We start from the raw sequence: 14,293 nt of genomic DNA, 5'->3' as shown, positions 1-14,293 counted from the left end.
AATGCGAGCAGTCATTCAGGCCGTATCCTCCGCCAGTGTGCGGGTGGAAGGCGGCGAGCCCCGCGCCATCGGGCCGGGCATCATGATCCTGCTGGGGGTCAGGGACACCGACACACTGGACATCGTGCCAAAACTTGCCGATAAATGCGCGGGTCTGCGCATTTTCCCGGATGCGGAGGGCAAGCTGAACCTGAGCGCCCGGGATCTGGGCTATTCTGCGCTGGTGGTCAGCCAGTTCACCCTTTACGGCGACACCAAAAAAGGCTACCGTCCCAGCTTTATCAAGGCTGCAAAGCCGCCCCTCTCGGTGGATGCCTACGAGCTGTTCCTTGCCGAGATGGCTAAGCACGGCCTCAAGGACGTGCAGCACGGCGAGTTCGGCGCGCACATGCAGGTGTCGCTGGTGAACGAAGGCCCCTGCACCATCATCATTGATACCGACGAGTGGAAAAAGAAGGAGTAACGATGCAAGGCTTTCACATTCCTGCGGCACCGCCGCTGTATACCAACACCTTTCTGCTCATCTCCGATGCAGGCCATGCCGTGGTCATCGACCCGGCGGCAGAGGTGCACAGCTACGACGAAATTTTAAAGCAGCACAACGCCACCCTTACCACCATCCTGTGCACCCACGGCCACTACGACCATGTGGGCAGTGCGGCTGCGCTGAAAGCAGAGTGGAACGCCACCCTCTACTGTGAAAAGGCAGACCTTGCCGGCGACCGGATGTACCCGCTTTCCGCTGCGGACTGCGGCTACACGGAAGGCGAGCAGATCGCAGTGGACGAGCTGCGCTTTACCGCGTGGCACACCCCCGGCCACACCCCCGGCAGCGTGGTGCTGCTGTGCGGTGAACATCTGTTCTGCGGTGATACGCTGTTTGCCGGCAGCATCGGCCGCACCGACCTTGAGGGCGGCAGCAGCGCACAGATGGCAGACAGCTTGCGCAAGCTGGCACAGCTGCCCATCCCCCGCGAAACACAGGTGCTGCCCGGCCATGGCGAATTTTCCATCTTTGGTGCGGAGCTGGACAACAACTACTATATCCGCAGCGCCCTGCGCGGCGGCAACGACATTTTTTAAAGAGAGAACGACATGAAGATCTATATCACTGGGCTGCCCTCCGGGTACGAGGTGGAGCACCTTGCCCGCCTGTTTTACCCCATGGCACCCTTGACCCTGACCCCGCCGGAGCCTGCTGAGGACTGCCTGTGGGCAGAAAAGACCGATACCGGTCTGCGGGTGCTGGTGCGGCAGGGGGAAAAGAGCAAAACGCTGGAAGCCCCGCTGCCGCTGCCGGTGGAGCAGGGCGGCGAAACCCCGGAGTTTGCCCTTGCCAGCTTGACCTACGATTTGCTGCGCCAGTGGACGGGCATCCGCCCGCCCTGGGGCAAGATGACCGGTGTGCGCCCTGTGCGGCTTATCCATGATAAGCGCGCCGCCGGGTGGAGCGCAGAGCAGATCGACCGTTTCTTTTTGCAGCGGTTCGACTGCTCAGAGCAAAAATACGCAATGGCGAAGGAAATTGCCGACCTGCAGGAGCCGATCTTGCAGCTGGGCAGTGCGCCCAAGACGTACAGTCTGTATATCGGCATCCCGTTCTGCCCCTCCCGGTGCAGCTATTGCAGCTTTGTCAGCTGCAATCTGGACCGTGACCGCAAGCTGGTGCAGCCCTATGTGGACTGCCTGTGCAAGGAGGTAGAAGAAATCCGGGTGCAGGCCGAGCGTGCCGGGCTGACCTTGTGCAGCATCTACATCGGCGGCGGTACACCCACCAGCCTTTCCGCTGCCCAGCTGCGGCAGCTCATGGGCACTGTGCGGGAGAATTTTGACCTGAGCAAGGTCGTAGAATATACCGTGGAGGCGGGCCGCCCGGACTGCACCGACGCCGAAAAGCTGGCAGTCATCAAGGAATACGGCGCTACCCGCATCTCCATCAACCCCCAGACCTTCTCGGACGAGGTGCTGGCAAACATCGGCCGCAAGCACTCGGCGCAGGATATTCTGGCCTGCTACGCCGATGCCCGCCGCGCCGGACACGAGGACATCAACATGGACCTCATTGCCGGTCTGCCCGGAGATACGGTGGAGGGCTTTGAGCACAGCCTGCGGCAGGCCATTGCCTTGCAGCCGGAGAATATCACTGTCCACACCCTTACCCTCAAGCGGGCGTCCCGCATCGTCATCGAGGATCAGAAGGAGAACGACTACGCGGACGTAGCCGCCATGCTGGAAAAATGCCATCTGCTGGCCGAAGCGGGCTACCGTCCCTATTACCTCTACCGGCAGAAGAATACGCTGCAGAATCTGGAAAACGTGGGCTGGTGCAAGCCGGGTCACGAGGGCTACTATAATATTTATATCATGGAGGAAGTCCAGACCATCCTCTCGGCAGGTGCGGGCGGCAGCACCAAACTGGTGGCCGATGGGGGCAAACGGATGCAGCGCATTTTCAATTTTAAGTATCCGAACGAGTATATCCAGCGCTTTGCGGAGGTACTGGACCGGAAAAAAGGAGTGGCTGAGTTTTATGATCACGATCTGGGTACCGAAACGACTGGTTGAAGTAGACCTCTATAATATAGCAGCCCGCAGCCCGCAGGCGCTGGCCGAGCTGAGCGAGAACAGCTATGCCCGGCGGGTGCAGTATGCCGCCCAGAAGGTGCGCGGCTCCGGGGCAAAGATCGTTATGCTGACCGAACCTTCCGCCAGCGGCAAGACCACCAGCGCCCACTGTCTGGCAAAGGCTCTGGTGCAGCAGGGCACTCCGGCACAGGTAGTCAGTCTGGACAACTTTTTTAAAGGCGCTGCCTACTACCCCAAAATGCCGGACGGCACGCTGGACTACGAAAACCTTGAAACGCTGGATCTGCCTCTGATCAAGCAGTGCCTGCACCAGCTCAGCGAGACCGGCAGGACAGAGCTGCCCATCTACGATTTTGCCACCGAGCAGCGCTCTGCCGAGGTAGAGCACATTGATTTGCAGGGCGGTGTGTGCATCGTTGAGGGCATCCACGCCCTCAACCCGGAGCTGACCGGCCTTGTGCCGGACGACCAGATCTACCGCATCTACGCCGGTCTGCGGGAGGAATACTGCATTGACGGCCGCCGGGTCATCAATACGCAGGATATCCGCCTGTGCCGCCGCACTCTGCGGGATGCCGCAGCCCGCGGCCGCAGCCCCGCCAAGACCCTTTCCATGTGGGACAGGGTGCTGGATGGTGAGACCCGGTATATCAAGGGCTTCAAGACCACCGCAGACTTCCTGCTGGACACCTCCTTTACCTACGAGCTGGGACTGATCTCCCGGCTGCTGGGCGAGGTGCGCCGTCAGTTCACGCTGGAGGGCCATAACGCCGAGCTGTGGGACGAGACTGCCCGCCGGTTTGAGCAGGTGAATCCGCTGCCGCTGGAACTGCTGCCCGCCGACAGTATGCTGCGCGAGTTCTACGGCAGCCGCGCCTAACCGGTGAAAAATGCGTAAAATTTGTTTCCAAACCAGCACCAAACTGTAAAAATTGCGGGGCATTCGTTGCAATTGCCATAACGCTGCGCTATAATGGGAATACGACCCCGGTATGGCGCAGGACGCGCCGCTATCTGCAGAGAATATACTGCCAGAATAAGAGAGGTGTCTTTTATGGATTTTAATAAGATCAAAGCAATGGGTCTGGAATATGCCGAAAAGGGCAAGAACGCCGCCATGGATCTGGCCGAAAAGGGCAAGACACAGGCGCTGCTGGTCAACGAGCAGGGTAAGCTGCTCAAGGCACAGCGTCAGCTGGGTGCACTGGTGTACAGCCTTGCCAAGGGCAAGGAGGAAAACCAGCCGCTGGTGGATAAATACATCGAGATGATCGATACCATCGAGCAGGAGATCACCCGCCTGAAGGCTACCCTGACCCCGACCGAGGCTGCTGAGGTGGACTACGAAGCCCCCGTGGAGGAGGCAGAAGAAGCCGCCCCGGAGCAGCCTGCTCAGCCTGCCCGCAAGACCTGCCCGCAGTGCGGTGCGCCCGTCTCGGACGATGCACTGTTCTGCAATAAGTGCGGCGCACAGCTGTAAGCCGATAACCGGAAAACTTTGCAACAGGGCGGTATCCCCCACAGGATGCCGCCTGTTTTTGTGAAAAGCGCAGAAAACCATGAACAAAGCGGGAAAATTGCGGCTTTTTGCTTGAAAAACCGCAAGCATTGCGGTAGAATCTACAATATCTTTTTGAAAAGGAGATGGAACGTGTGCTGGACTGGAGCCCACAGCCGCCCTATACGGCGGAGCAGCTGCTGCAGGTGATCCGCATCCTGCGGGACCCGGAAAACGGCTGCCCGTGGGATAAGGTGCAGACCCATGCGTCCATCCGCAAAAATTTTCTGGAAGAAACCTGCGAAGCGCTGGAAGCCATTGACGCAGACGATGCCGTTCTGCTCCGGGAGGAGCTGGGAGACGTGCTGATGCAGGTGGTGTTCCACGCCGCCATGGAGGAAGAGCGGGGACGCTTTACCTTTGAGGATGTGTGCCGCAACGTCTGCGAAAAGCTGGTGTTCCGGCACCCCAACATCTTTGCATCCTCCGCAGCGGAAAACGCCGGTATAAATGGCTGGGATGCGCTCAAAAATAAGGAAAAGGGACGCACCACCCTTGCCGATGAGCTGGCCACCGTGCCCGCTACGCTGCCCGCGCTCATGCGGGCGCAAAAGCTGCAAAAGCGTGCCGCCGGGCGTGGCCTTGGGCAGCAGGATGCAGCCGCAGCGCAGCATCAGCTGGAAGCTGCCGTGCAGGACTTTGGCAAGGCAGACGCCGCCGCAAAGCAGGAAGCCGCAGGCCAGCTGCTGTTTGCAGCGGTGAACGCCGCCCGGCTTGCGGGGGTGGATGCAGAAGAAGCACTGACCTTTGCGTCCAAGCGCTTTGCACAGCAGTGTCTGGAACAGGAACAACGCGGTACTCAGGTCGAATGACCTGCTCCGATAGAATGAGAGAATTCAAGACAAACATCAGATGGAGGCAAATAATATGACCAAGACTGACTTGATCGCACAGGTTGCGGCAAACACCGAAATGAGCAAGAAGAGCGCAGAGCAGGCTGTCAACGCCGTTTTTGAGGCACTGGGCAAGGCCATGACCGAGGGCGAAAAGATCAGCATCTCAGGCTTTGGCACCTTTGAAGTGCGCGAGCGCGCCGAGCGTCAGGGCATCAACCCCCGCACCCGCGAGCCCATCACCATCGCTGCTTCCCGCAGCATCGTGTTCAAGCCCGGCAAGTCCCTGAAGGACACCCTGTAATCGGTTCTGTCACGCCGCCGCTGCCTGCACAAGGTGCGGCGGCTTTTTTGCTGAAAGGAAAGGAATAACACCAATGCGTCTGGATAAATATCTCAAGGTCTCCCGTCTCATCAAGCGCCGCACCGTGGCAAACGAGGTGGCGGATGCAGGCCGCATCCTCATCAACGGCAAGGTGGCAAAGGCTAGTCAGGCTGTCAACGCCGGGGACATCATCGAGGTCACCTTCGGCAACCGTCCCATCAAGGTGCGGGTACTCTCGGATGTGGAGCCCCGCACGAAAGACGTTGCCCGCGAGATGTACGAGGTGATCGCGGAATAACCGCCCTGCCTGCCCGCATACAATGCTGGCAGAGGGGGACTGCCTATGGAAAAAGCTGCCGCAAAGCCGCCGCTGCCCCATGATCTGATCTTGGAAAGCCGCAGCAGGCTGACCGTCACAGGAGTGCAAAAGGTGCTGCATTGCAGCGCCGAAAGCGCCGCGCTGGAGACCGGCAAGGGCATTCTGCATCTGTCCGGCGCGCAGATCAGTATGCAGACGCTGGACTTGGAAGCAGGGGAAGCGAAGCTGACCGGGCGGTTCGATGGGCTGGAATACACCGCCGCCCGCGCAGCCGGGGGCTTCTGGCACCGGCTGTTGCGCTGATGGTGCAGGTGCTGCTGCCCGCCCGGCTCTTGCAGGAAGCTGCCGCCTGTGCTGCGCTGGGCGCTGCCCTTGGCGTGGTACGGTCATTTTTGCCGGTGCGGGGCAGGGCGGTATTTGTGCCGGATGTGCTGCTTTCCGGCGCGGTACTGCTGGCGTGCCAGAGCTACGCCGCCGGGTACAGCACCGCCGGGGTGCTGCGGTGGTACATGGTGGCGGCAGCCTTTGCCGCCGCCCTTTGCGCTGCCGGGGTGCTGGGCGTCCCGCTGCGGGCGCTGGGGCAGGGGATAGGCGCTGTTTTGCGCCTGCCCGGCCATATTTTGCACCGTCTTGCGTTGCAGCCCTTGCGCCGCCGCCGCGCTGCGGCCAAAACTGCCCGCAAATTACGCCGGAACGCGGAAAGCACCGCAAAAAAATCCAAAAAGAACTTGCCAAACCAGCGGGCATTGTTGTATAATTCAAACGTATCAAAGTAAGAGAACAGACGCAGAAGGTCTGCTGTTCAGACAGGAGCGTAAGGCAATGACGAATACGGGACGCAAAAAGCGCAGAAAGAATGCAGTGGTCACCATGGCGTTCCGCCTGTTTTTCGTGCTGCTTTTGCTGAGTATGCTGGCGGCTTATATCTCCAATCAGGTCACCATCAGCTCCAAGCGGGCAGAACTGGAAACACTGAACGAACAGGTGGCGCAGCAACAGACGGAAAATCAGGAACTGCAGCGCGTACTGAGCGGCGATGCCGACCAGATCACCGAATGGGTCGCACGCGACTCTTACAACTACGCCGCACCCAACGAGCGCATCTTTGTGGATGTGACCGGTAACTGACCACGCGGCAGGTCGAGAGTATTTGGAAAGCAAGGAGTATTGAGTTTTGGCAATTGAGGTAGGGAACGTATTCGAAGGCCGCGTGACCGGTGTAAAGCCCTTTGGCGCATTTGTTGCGCTGCCGGAGGGGCGTGTCGGCATGGTCCACATTTCCGAGGTATCTAACGAGTTCGTGCAGGATATCAACACCGTGCTGCACGATGGCGACGAGGTTAAGGTGCAGGTCATCAACATTGCACCGGACGGCAAGATCGCGCTGTCCATCAAGCGGCTGCTGCCCCCGGCTCCGCGTCAGCCACGGGAAGGCCGCCCCGCAGGCCCCCGTCTGGGCGGTTTCCGCAATGGGCAGGAGGGTGGACGCTCCGGCGGTCGCGGCGCAGGCCGTGCCCCCCGTGAGGGCGGCAGAGGCTCTGCCCGGGAGGCTGCACCCCGCGTGTGGCAGCCCAAGGCACCTGCCCGCTCCGACAACCTGAGCTTTGAGGACATGATGAGCCGCTTCAAGAGCCAGAGCGAGGAGAAGATGGCGGATCTCGATCACGAGACCAACAACCGCCGGGGCGGTGGCTACGCGCCCCGCAGCCGCCGTGGCCGCTGAGCCATTGCATCAGCTGGGATCATAAGGAACACAGGCAGGCCTGTCCCCGGTCGGACAGGTCTGTTTTTTCGGTACAGAACAGAAAGGAACTACCATGCCCGCAAAATTTGAACTGATCGCGCCCTGCTTTTTCGGGTGCGAATCCACCGCTAAATTTGAGCTGACCCGCATCGGCGCAGAGAACATCCGGGTGGAGGATGGCCGTCTGAGCTTCTGCGGCGGGGCAGAGATGATCGCCGCCGCAAACCTCAACCTGCGCACCGTGGAGCGCGTGATGCTGCTGCTGGCACGTTACAAGGCCACCACCTTCGACGAGCTGTTCGACGGCGTGTATTCCATCCCGTGGGAGGAGTTCCTGCCCGCGGACGCTGCTTTCCCGGTCACCGGCTCTTCCCTGAGCAGCCAGTTGACCAGCATCCCCGCCTGCCAGAGCGTCATCAAAAAGGCAGTGGTCAAGCGCCTGATGAAAGGGCACCGCACCACCGTGCTGCCCGAGAGCGGCGTGGAGTACAAGGTGCGCTTTATGCTGCGCAAAAATGTGTGCGAGATCATGCTGGACACCACCGGCGAGGGTCTGCACAAGCGCGGCTACCGCCGCAATGCCATGGAAGCCCCCCTGCGTGAGACGCTGGCGGCTACCATCGCCGACCTTGGCCGCGTGCGCCGCGACAGCCTGGTGGAGGATCCTTTCTGCGGCAGCGGCACATTGCTGATCGAAGCCGCACAGAAGGCCATGAACATCGCCCCGGGTCTGAAGCGCCGCTTTGCCGCCGAGCGTTACAGCTTTGTGCCCGCTGCCCTGTGGGCAGAGCAGCGCCAGAAGGCACTGGCGGAGTCCAAGCTGGACGTGGGCTTTGAGGCCTTTGGCTACGATATCGACCCCGCCGCCGTGGCACAGGCCAACGTCAACGCCAAGCTGGCCGGTGTGGAAAATCGCTGCCACTTTGAGGTGGCCGATGTTGCCACCTTTGCCGCAAAGCCGGAAGCCATCGTGCTGACGAACCCTCCCTATGGCGAGCGTCTGGGCACCATTGAGGGCGCTGCCAAGCTGGCGCGCACGCTGGGACAGCAGATGGAAGCAAACCCCTGCGCCGGCCTGTACGCCATTACCGCCGATATGGACTTTGAACTGCACTACGGCAAGCGCGCCAACAAGCGCCGCAAGATGTACAATGGCATGATCCCCTGCCAGCTGTATATGTACTATAACGCCCCCAAGACCGAAAAGATGGCAAAGCCCATGCCCAAATCCGGCTTTGACGGCAAGCGCACCCATTTTGAAAAGAAGTAAGGGCATTTGATCGCCTGCCCCGGCAGATGTTACACCGGAAAAGTGTGTCTTTTACCGGGAAAATCCGACACAAACACCCACAGCCTGCCTTTTGCACAAAAGAGACGGTCTGCGGGTGTTTTTTTGTTGGAGAAAACGATTTCACAAAATTCGGCATAATGACAAATTACAGCAGTTTTTGCATCCGGTAGTTGCGTTGCCGAACAAAAAGGATTATACTAACCTTATTGACCGCAGGATACAAAAACTGTACAGAAAGGATGGCTGGCTCTTATGAAGGGACGGATGCGGCCCTATCTGCCGGAACTGACGATCCGGGACTACAACACCTATATGCGTTACCTCCGCGGGGTGCGGCGGCAGATGTATAAGTCTTACGGCTTCTACGCCTGCCATCTGCTGCGCACCAACGGGGTGCTGTTTGCCATCCTGTCCGACAGTCTGGCGGGGCGTATGCCTACCTGCAAACGGCAGCGGGTGCCCGGCACGCCGTTCCGGCGCAGCATGATGTGCCAGACGCTGGGCATCCGGCAGGCGGCGCAGACGGAGATCCTGATGGGCTGGCATAATTTGCAGGACCGCAGGTACAGCGAGCTGCGCCCGGTAAAGCGCGTGCGCCGCGCAGTGGACAAGCTGCTTCTGCGCCGCGCCTACGAGAAAGCGCGGCAGGAGAACCCGGCGCTGGAGCGGCTGTTTGTGCAGGAGCGGGAGCAGGCGGTGGTGCAGATGAACCTGAGCGCCAAAAACTATGCCCTTGCCGCTGAGCCCATGAGCAACATCTACGGCGCTTTGTACTCCACGCTGGCTACGGACGACCACAACCAGCGCAAGAGCATGCGGTACATCGGCAGCTGCATCGGCCGCATCTTCTATCTGCTGGATAAGGCCGAACGCTTTGAAGCAGACCGCCGCAACGGTCAGTACAACGTGTTTGTGGTCAATGAGCTCAACGGGCAGGCTGCCGCCATGGAGAACGCCCGGCGGCAGGCGCTGGCTGCGGTCAACGACCTGATGCGGGCTTACAAGATGCTGGATCTCAAGCTGAACGACACCCTGCTGAACAATATCATGATCCTGGGCCTGCAGCACGCGGTCTACCCGCTGGAACAGGATGCCGACACCGAAAAATGGGAGATCCCATGAAAAAACGAAAAAGCAAAAGCTGGGCCATGGCCTACTGCGGCATGGCGGCGGCACTGTGCGTGGCACTGATGCTGCTGGGCACCATCATCCCCATAGCCATGTTCATTGCACCGTCGGTGGCCAGCTTTCTCATCGCAACGGTATGCATGGAGTGCGGCATCACCATGGCATGGACGGCCTACGCCGCCGTCAGCCTGCTGGGGCTGCTCTTTGTGCCGGATAAGGAGATCGCTTTGATCTTCACGGTGCTGCTGGGCTATTACCCACTGATAAAGCCCAAGTTTGACCGCATCCGTCCCCGGGCTTTGCAGCTGGTGTGCAAGCTGCTGCTGTGCAACGCGGCGGTGCTGGCGATGTACAGTCTGCTGCTGGTGGTAGTACCGGCGGGCAGCGTCTCGCAGGAGCTGCGCACCACTGCGCTGGCAATGACCCTGCTCACGCTGGCTATGGGAAATGTAGCCTTTGCCCTGTACGACCGCGCACTGTGCAATCTGCTGCTGCTATATAAATTGAAGTGGCAGCCCAAGCTGCATAAAATGCTGGGGATGCACTGAATCCCCAAAAACCATTGAAAGAAGGAATGTGTACTACAAGCTGACGCAAAGCGCCGGGCCACACGGGTGACAGCCATGAGGGTGACGAGGAGAGGAATCATCGAAAGATTCGGCGGGTGTTTCTCCGGCTGAAGGCTATACCAGCCGCAGAACAGGGCAAAAACCGGCAGCAATACCGAAACAGAACCCTGCAAAGAAAGCCATACAAGAACATAGACTTTGATAGAGGAAACTGACTGTGCAGCAGCGCATTTCGGCGCGCCGCAGTCGGTCTGGAGGTATTTTGTATGTGTGGCATTGTAGGTTATGTTGGCACGCGCAGCGCCCAGCAGGTGCTGCTGGACGGCTTGGAAAAGCTGGAGTACCGCGGGTACGATTCTGCCGGTGTGGCGCTCACCCAGCGGGACGGCATCCGCGTGGTCAAAAGCAAGGGGAGGCTCGCCACCCTGCGCAGCAAGCTGGAAGAGCTGTCGCTGCCCCAGAGCGGCTGCGGCATCGGCCATACCCGCTGGGCGACTCACGGCGAGCCCAGCGATGTGAACAGCCACCCGCACTCCACGCCCCGGGTCAGCATCGTGCACAACGGCATTATTGAGAATTACGGCGCTTTAAAGGAGCGCCTGATTGCTAAAGGCTACACCTTTGCCAGCGAGACCGACACCGAGGTGCTTGTAAAACTCATCGACAGCTGCTATCATGGTGAGCCGTTGCAGGCATTGCAAGCTGCGCTTGCCAAGGTGCGGGGCAGCTACGCGCTGGCAGTGCTGTTCAAGGACTACCCGGACACCATCTTTGCGGTCAAGCGGGAAAGCCCGCTCATCGTGGGCTGGGGTGAGGACGAAAACTTTGTGGCGTCCGATATCCCGGCGCTGCTCAAGTATACCCGCCGGTACAGCGTGCTGGAAGAAGGGGACATGGCCGTGTGCACGGCACAGGGCATCCGCTTCTATAACGAGTTCGGCGAGGCGGTGGAGCGCGAAAAGCTGACCGCAGATTGGGACATGGAGGCCGCCGAAAAGGGCGGCTACCCCCACTTTATGCTCAAGGAGATCAACGAGGAGCCCGCCGCCATCACGGCTACGGTCAGCCCCCGGGTGGAGAACGGCCTGCCGGAGCTGCGCGTCCCGGAACTGACGGACGAAAAGCTGCGCAGCATCGGCACGGTGCATCTGGTGGGCTGCGGCACGGCAATGCACGCCGGTATGGTGGGCAAGACCGCCATTGAGACGCTGGCACGGGTGCCTGCAGAGGTGGATATCGCCAGCGAGTTCCGCTACCGCGACCCCATTCTGAAGCCGGAGGATCTGGTCATCATTATCAGCCAGTCCGGCGAGACCAGCGATACGCTGGCGGCTCTCAAGCTGGCTAAGAGCCGGGGCGTGCCGGTGCTTGCCATCGTGAACGTGGTGGGCAGCAGCATTGCCCGGGCAGCGGACTACGTCATGTACACCTACGCCGGGCCGGAGATCGCGGTAGCGTCCACCAAGGCCTATATGGTGCAGCTGTGCGTGCTGTACCTGTTTGCCCTGCGCTTGGCCTACGCGCGCGGGCAGCTGACCGAAGAAAAGACCAAGTACTACACCGCCCAGCTGCTCCACGCATCCGAAGTCATCAAGCCCCGCCTTGCCGATTGCGAGCAGATCAAGTACCTTGCCAGCCGCTATGTGAACACCCAGAGCTGCTTTTTCATCGGGCGCGGGTTCGACTACGCCCTCTCGCTGGAGGGCAGCCTGAAGCTGAAGGAAATCAGCTATGTGCATTCGGATGCTTACGCGGCAGGGGAGCTGAAGCACGGCACTATCAGTCTGGTCACGGACGGTGTGCCGGTCATTGCGCTGGCTACCCAGAAAAACGTCTACGAAAAGACCATCTCCAACGCCAAGGAGACCCGCAGCCGCGGCGCGCGGGTGCTGCTGTTCACCACCAAGGATGCGGAGGTGCCGGAGGGCGTTGCCACCGAGGTCATCCGCTTGGACGAGTACGACGACATCCTGATGCCGTTACAGCTTATTGTACCGCTGCAATTGTTTGCCTATTACATGGCTGTACTGCGCGGCTGCGACGTGGATAAGCCCCGCAACCTTGCCAAGAGCGTAACGGTGGAGTGACAGGCGAGAGGACGATTTGAAATGGCCGCTGCGCTGCTTTGGCCATATTCAGCGGAAAGATGATTAGAACTGTGGTTCAGAAACGCCTGCGGGCGTTTCTGAACCACTTTTTCACAAGAAGAGAGGCTCTTTAGGGGATGGCTTTTCCCGTGAAAAGTCAAGTCTGGAAAAATCTGCGGAGTCTCCAGACTTGTTTATAACTTATAACAAAAAACCGCCCGCTGCACAAAATGCTGTGCAGCGGGCGGTCGATTATGCAGGGGAGGGGGCGCTTACCAGAACCAGTAGCGCTTCTTGAGCACGATGTAGGCCACGGCGATGATGATAATCACCACGCCGCCTGCGATGAAGAAGGTCCAGTTGATATCACCGAACCGCAGGTTCTGGTTGGTCAGCAGGTAGCGTCCGGCAGTGTCGGCGGTGATCACACCGTCCTTGTAGCTGTTCAGGTACTGCCACTTGTTGCTGATGGTGTTGTACAGGTACAGGCGGGAGTAAGCGCTCACGTCCAGCTCCAGCTGCACCGCACAGGGAAGGGTGCGGCCGTTGTCCAGCTCAAACTCCAGCCCCTCTTCACTCTCGGTGAAGGTGATGGCGGTGTCGATCTCGCTGGTGGTGCTCTTCACGTCCTTACCGGAAACGTTCAGGGTGTAGCCGTCGCCCACCACGCACAGGGTCTTGCCGGTGGTGCGCAGGGCGTTCAGGATCTCGCCAGTCACGGTGGGCACCTCAGACTGGGCGAACACCACCTGATCCTCCGTGCTGTCCTGAATGGTCTGCACCACAGGATCCAGCGGGATGGAAGTACTGTCGTCCGGGGTGTCAGTGCTGTCATTGCCGCTGTCGCTGCCAGAGGAAGCAGCGGCCGAGCGGTTCACGATGACCGTGACCATGGCAGTGGCCTTGCCGTTGGAGATGGTAATGGAGGTAGAGCCAGTGCCTACCGCCGTGACCACGCCCGTGGGGCTGACCGTGGCAATGCTGCTGTTGCCGGACTTGAAGGTGAAGGACTGGGATGCACTGGCGGGGGTAGCCTTAGCTGTGATGGTGCGGGTGGCACCGGGCTTGAGCACGATGTAGTTGGTGCTGGGAGTGATCACCTGTCCGCTGTTGCTGGATGTAGTGCCGCTTGTGCCAGCGGAGGAATCTGTGGGCAGCGCAAGCACTGTAACGGTGGTGGTGGCTACCACCGAGCCGCAGGTGGCGGTAATGGTGGCTTTGCCGGGGGCTACGCCGGTCACGCGGCCAAAGCTGTTTACTGTGGCGATCTTCTCGTTAGAGGAGGTCAGGGTGACGGTGGCGTAGTTGGAGGCGGAGGTGGGGCGCACCTGCAGGGAAGCCGACACCGAGTTGCCCACATAGATGGTGTTGGAGGAGAGGGCAAGGTCCATCTCGGTCACGATCATGGAGGAGTCCATAGACACCACGATGGTGTAGGCGCAGATCTGGTTGCCGGCGGCTGCTGTAACGGTGGCGGTGCCAACGCCCACAGCCTGTACCACGCCGCTGCTGCTTACAGTAAGCACGCTGCTGTCATCGGTCAGAAAGACCACAGTGTCGGTGCTGTAACTGGGCTTGACCACGGGGGACAGCTGCTGGGAAGCGCCCAGCAGCATATTGGCAGAGTAGCTGCCGGTGGAAATGCTCTCGGCGGGCACATCCTTGAGCCAAGGCAGTGAAACGCCGTTCTGCTCTTCAACAGGCAGGCTGGCGGCGGCCGCGCTCAGTGCGGTGCCGCATAGCAGCACACCCAGCATCAGCACGCAGGCGGCCAGTTTCTTTGCGGTTCGAATCATGTTGTTTGTACCTCTTTGGGGTGTTGTAAAAGGGGACATCCTGCCGTGCTGTGCAGT

Annotated in this window: 17 protein-coding genes; 16 read left to right on the top strand and 1 reads right to left on the bottom strand. The window is 60.0% G+C overall.

All coding sequences use genetic code 11. The annotated features are described in order from the left end of the window. Position 1: 1 nt before the first annotated feature. The 16 genes from dtd to glmS all read left to right on the top strand — a co-directional run bounded on the left by dtd (position 2) and on the right by glmS (position 12,440). Entirely contained in the window at positions 2–463 is a 462-nt protein-coding gene (gene dtd / locus ACXPUX_RS11325; RefSeq protein ID WP_055184830.1) for a D-aminoacyl-tRNA deacylase, read from the top strand. A 2-nt stretch (positions 464–465) separates the two neighbouring features. Next, a complete protein-coding gene (locus ACXPUX_RS11320) occupies positions 466–1,083 on the top strand; it encodes an MBL fold metallo-hydrolase (protein ID WP_458828377.1) in 618 nt (205 codons plus the stop codon). A 12-nt stretch (positions 1,084–1,095) separates the two neighbouring features. Continuing rightward, a complete protein-coding gene (hemZ, locus tag ACXPUX_RS11315; protein WP_458828376.1) occupies positions 1,096–2,565 on the top strand; it encodes a coproporphyrinogen dehydrogenase HemZ in 1,470 nt (489 codons plus the stop codon). Then, positions 2,531–3,466, top strand: coding sequence for a uridine kinase family protein (locus tag ACXPUX_RS11310; protein ID WP_458828375.1), 936 nt, complete (start codon positions 2,531–2,533; stop codon positions 3,464–3,466). The genes hemZ and ACXPUX_RS11310 overlap by 35 nt, the downstream gene beginning before the upstream one ends. A gap of 174 nt (positions 3,467–3,640) precedes the next feature. After that, positions 3,641–4,066 (top strand): zinc ribbon domain-containing protein, encoded by a 426-nt coding sequence (locus tag ACXPUX_RS11305; RefSeq protein ID WP_458828373.1) that lies wholly within the window; start codon positions 3,641–3,643, stop codon positions 4,064–4,066. Between the two features lie 164 nt (positions 4,067–4,230). Beyond that, positions 4,231–4,956, top strand: a complete 726-nt coding sequence (mazG, locus tag ACXPUX_RS11300; RefSeq protein WP_458828372.1) for a nucleoside triphosphate pyrophosphohydrolase — start codon at positions 4,231–4,233, stop codon at positions 4,954–4,956. Positions 4,957–5,011: 55 nt separating this feature from the next. After that, positions 5,012–5,281, top strand: coding sequence for an HU family DNA-binding protein (locus ACXPUX_RS11295; protein ID WP_055184818.1), 270 nt, complete (start codon positions 5,012–5,014; stop codon positions 5,279–5,281). A 73-nt stretch (positions 5,282–5,354) separates the two neighbouring features. Next, complete coding sequence (locus tag ACXPUX_RS11290; RefSeq protein WP_005926856.1) at positions 5,355–5,600, top strand: RNA-binding S4 domain-containing protein; 246 nt, start codon at positions 5,355–5,357, stop codon at positions 5,598–5,600. 45 nt (positions 5,601–5,645) lie between these two features. Continuing rightward, positions 5,646–5,924, top strand: a complete 279-nt coding sequence (locus tag ACXPUX_RS11285; protein WP_458828371.1) for a YabP/YqfC family sporulation protein — start codon at positions 5,646–5,648, stop codon at positions 5,922–5,924. After that, positions 5,924–6,397, top strand: a complete 474-nt coding sequence (locus ACXPUX_RS11280; protein ID WP_458828370.1) for a hypothetical protein — start codon at positions 5,924–5,926, stop codon at positions 6,395–6,397. Before ACXPUX_RS11285 ends, ACXPUX_RS11280 begins: the two co-directional genes overlap by 1 nt. A gap of 46 nt (positions 6,398–6,443) precedes the next feature. Next, positions 6,444–6,749 carry a septum formation initiator family protein gene (locus ACXPUX_RS11275; protein WP_005926847.1) on the top strand — a complete coding sequence of 102 codons (306 nt, stop codon included), beginning with the start codon at positions 6,444–6,446 and terminating at the stop codon, positions 6,747–6,749. Between the two features lie 46 nt (positions 6,750–6,795). Next, entirely contained in the window at positions 6,796–7,344 is a 549-nt protein-coding gene (locus tag ACXPUX_RS11270) for a S1 RNA-binding domain-containing protein (protein ID WP_458828369.1), read from the top strand. 94 nt (positions 7,345–7,438) lie between these two features. After that, complete coding sequence (locus ACXPUX_RS11265; protein WP_458828368.1) at positions 7,439–8,635, top strand: THUMP domain-containing class I SAM-dependent RNA methyltransferase; 1,197 nt, start codon at positions 7,439–7,441, stop codon at positions 8,633–8,635. A 273-nt stretch (positions 8,636–8,908) separates the two neighbouring features. After that, positions 8,909–9,778, top strand: a complete 870-nt coding sequence (locus ACXPUX_RS11260; protein ID WP_458828366.1) for a DUF5685 family protein — start codon at positions 8,909–8,911, stop codon at positions 9,776–9,778. Next, positions 9,775–10,332: a hypothetical protein gene (locus ACXPUX_RS11255; protein WP_458828365.1), complete on the top strand. Its 558-nt coding sequence runs from the start codon at positions 9,775–9,777 to the stop codon at positions 10,330–10,332. Before ACXPUX_RS11260 ends, ACXPUX_RS11255 begins: the two co-directional genes overlap by 4 nt. Positions 10,333–10,619: 287 nt before the next feature. Further along, positions 10,620–12,440: a glutamine--fructose-6-phosphate transaminase (isomerizing) gene (gene glmS, locus ACXPUX_RS11250; RefSeq protein WP_458828364.1), complete on the top strand. Its 1,821-nt coding sequence runs from the start codon at positions 10,620–10,622 to the stop codon at positions 12,438–12,440. 272 nt (positions 12,441–12,712) lie between these two features. Here the strand turns inward: glmS and ACXPUX_RS11245 are convergent, their stop codons facing one another. After that, the gene (locus tag ACXPUX_RS11245) at positions 12,713–14,236 is read right to left on the bottom strand and encodes an Ig-like domain-containing protein (protein ID WP_458828363.1); all 1,524 of its coding nucleotides are present in this window, start codon (positions 14,234–14,236) and stop codon (positions 12,713–12,715) included. Positions 14,237–14,293: the final 57 nt, after the last annotated feature.

The organism is Faecalibacterium sp. PGM34 (assembly GCF_054456555.1).
This window is presented reverse-complemented; position numbering and strand designations above follow the sequence as displayed.

Coding starts and splice junctions, on each gene's coding strand:
- ACXPUX_RS11320 (WP_458828377.1), top strand. CDS start 466: ATGCAAGGCTTTCACATTCCTGCGGCACCGCCGCTGTATACCAACACC.
- glmS (WP_458828364.1), top strand. CDS start 10,620: ATGTGTGGCATTGTAGGTTATGTTGGCACGCGCAGCGCCCAGCAGGTG.
- ACXPUX_RS11260 (WP_458828366.1), top strand. CDS start 8,909: ATGAAGGGACGGATGCGGCCCTATCTGCCGGAACTGACGATCCGGGAC.
- hemZ (WP_458828376.1), top strand. CDS start 1,096: ATGAAGATCTATATCACTGGGCTGCCCTCCGGGTACGAGGTGGAGCAC.
- ACXPUX_RS11295 (WP_055184818.1), top strand. CDS start 5,012: ATGACCAAGACTGACTTGATCGCACAGGTTGCGGCAAACACCGAAATG.
- ACXPUX_RS11245 (WP_458828363.1), bottom strand. CDS start 14,236: ATGATTCGAACCGCAAAGAAACTGGCCGCCTGCGTGCTGATGCTGGGT.
- dtd (WP_055184830.1), top strand. CDS start 2: ATGCGAGCAGTCATTCAGGCCGTATCCTCCGCCAGTGTGCGGGTGGAA.
- ACXPUX_RS11305 (WP_458828373.1), top strand. CDS start 3,641: ATGGATTTTAATAAGATCAAAGCAATGGGTCTGGAATATGCCGAAAAG.
- ACXPUX_RS11310 (WP_458828375.1), top strand. CDS start 2,531: ATGATCACGATCTGGGTACCGAAACGACTGGTTGAAGTAGACCTCTAT.
- ACXPUX_RS11280 (WP_458828370.1), top strand. CDS start 5,924: ATGGTGCAGGTGCTGCTGCCCGCCCGGCTCTTGCAGGAAGCTGCCGCC.
- ACXPUX_RS11290 (WP_005926856.1), top strand. CDS start 5,355: ATGCGTCTGGATAAATATCTCAAGGTCTCCCGTCTCATCAAGCGCCGC.
- ACXPUX_RS11285 (WP_458828371.1), top strand. CDS start 5,646: ATGGAAAAAGCTGCCGCAAAGCCGCCGCTGCCCCATGATCTGATCTTG.
- ACXPUX_RS11275 (WP_005926847.1), top strand. CDS start 6,444: ATGACGAATACGGGACGCAAAAAGCGCAGAAAGAATGCAGTGGTCACC.
- mazG (WP_458828372.1), top strand. CDS start 4,231: ATGGAACGTGTGCTGGACTGGAGCCCACAGCCGCCCTATACGGCGGAG.
- ACXPUX_RS11265 (WP_458828368.1), top strand. CDS start 7,439: ATGCCCGCAAAATTTGAACTGATCGCGCCCTGCTTTTTCGGGTGCGAA.
- ACXPUX_RS11255 (WP_458828365.1), top strand. CDS start 9,775: ATGAAAAAACGAAAAAGCAAAAGCTGGGCCATGGCCTACTGCGGCATG.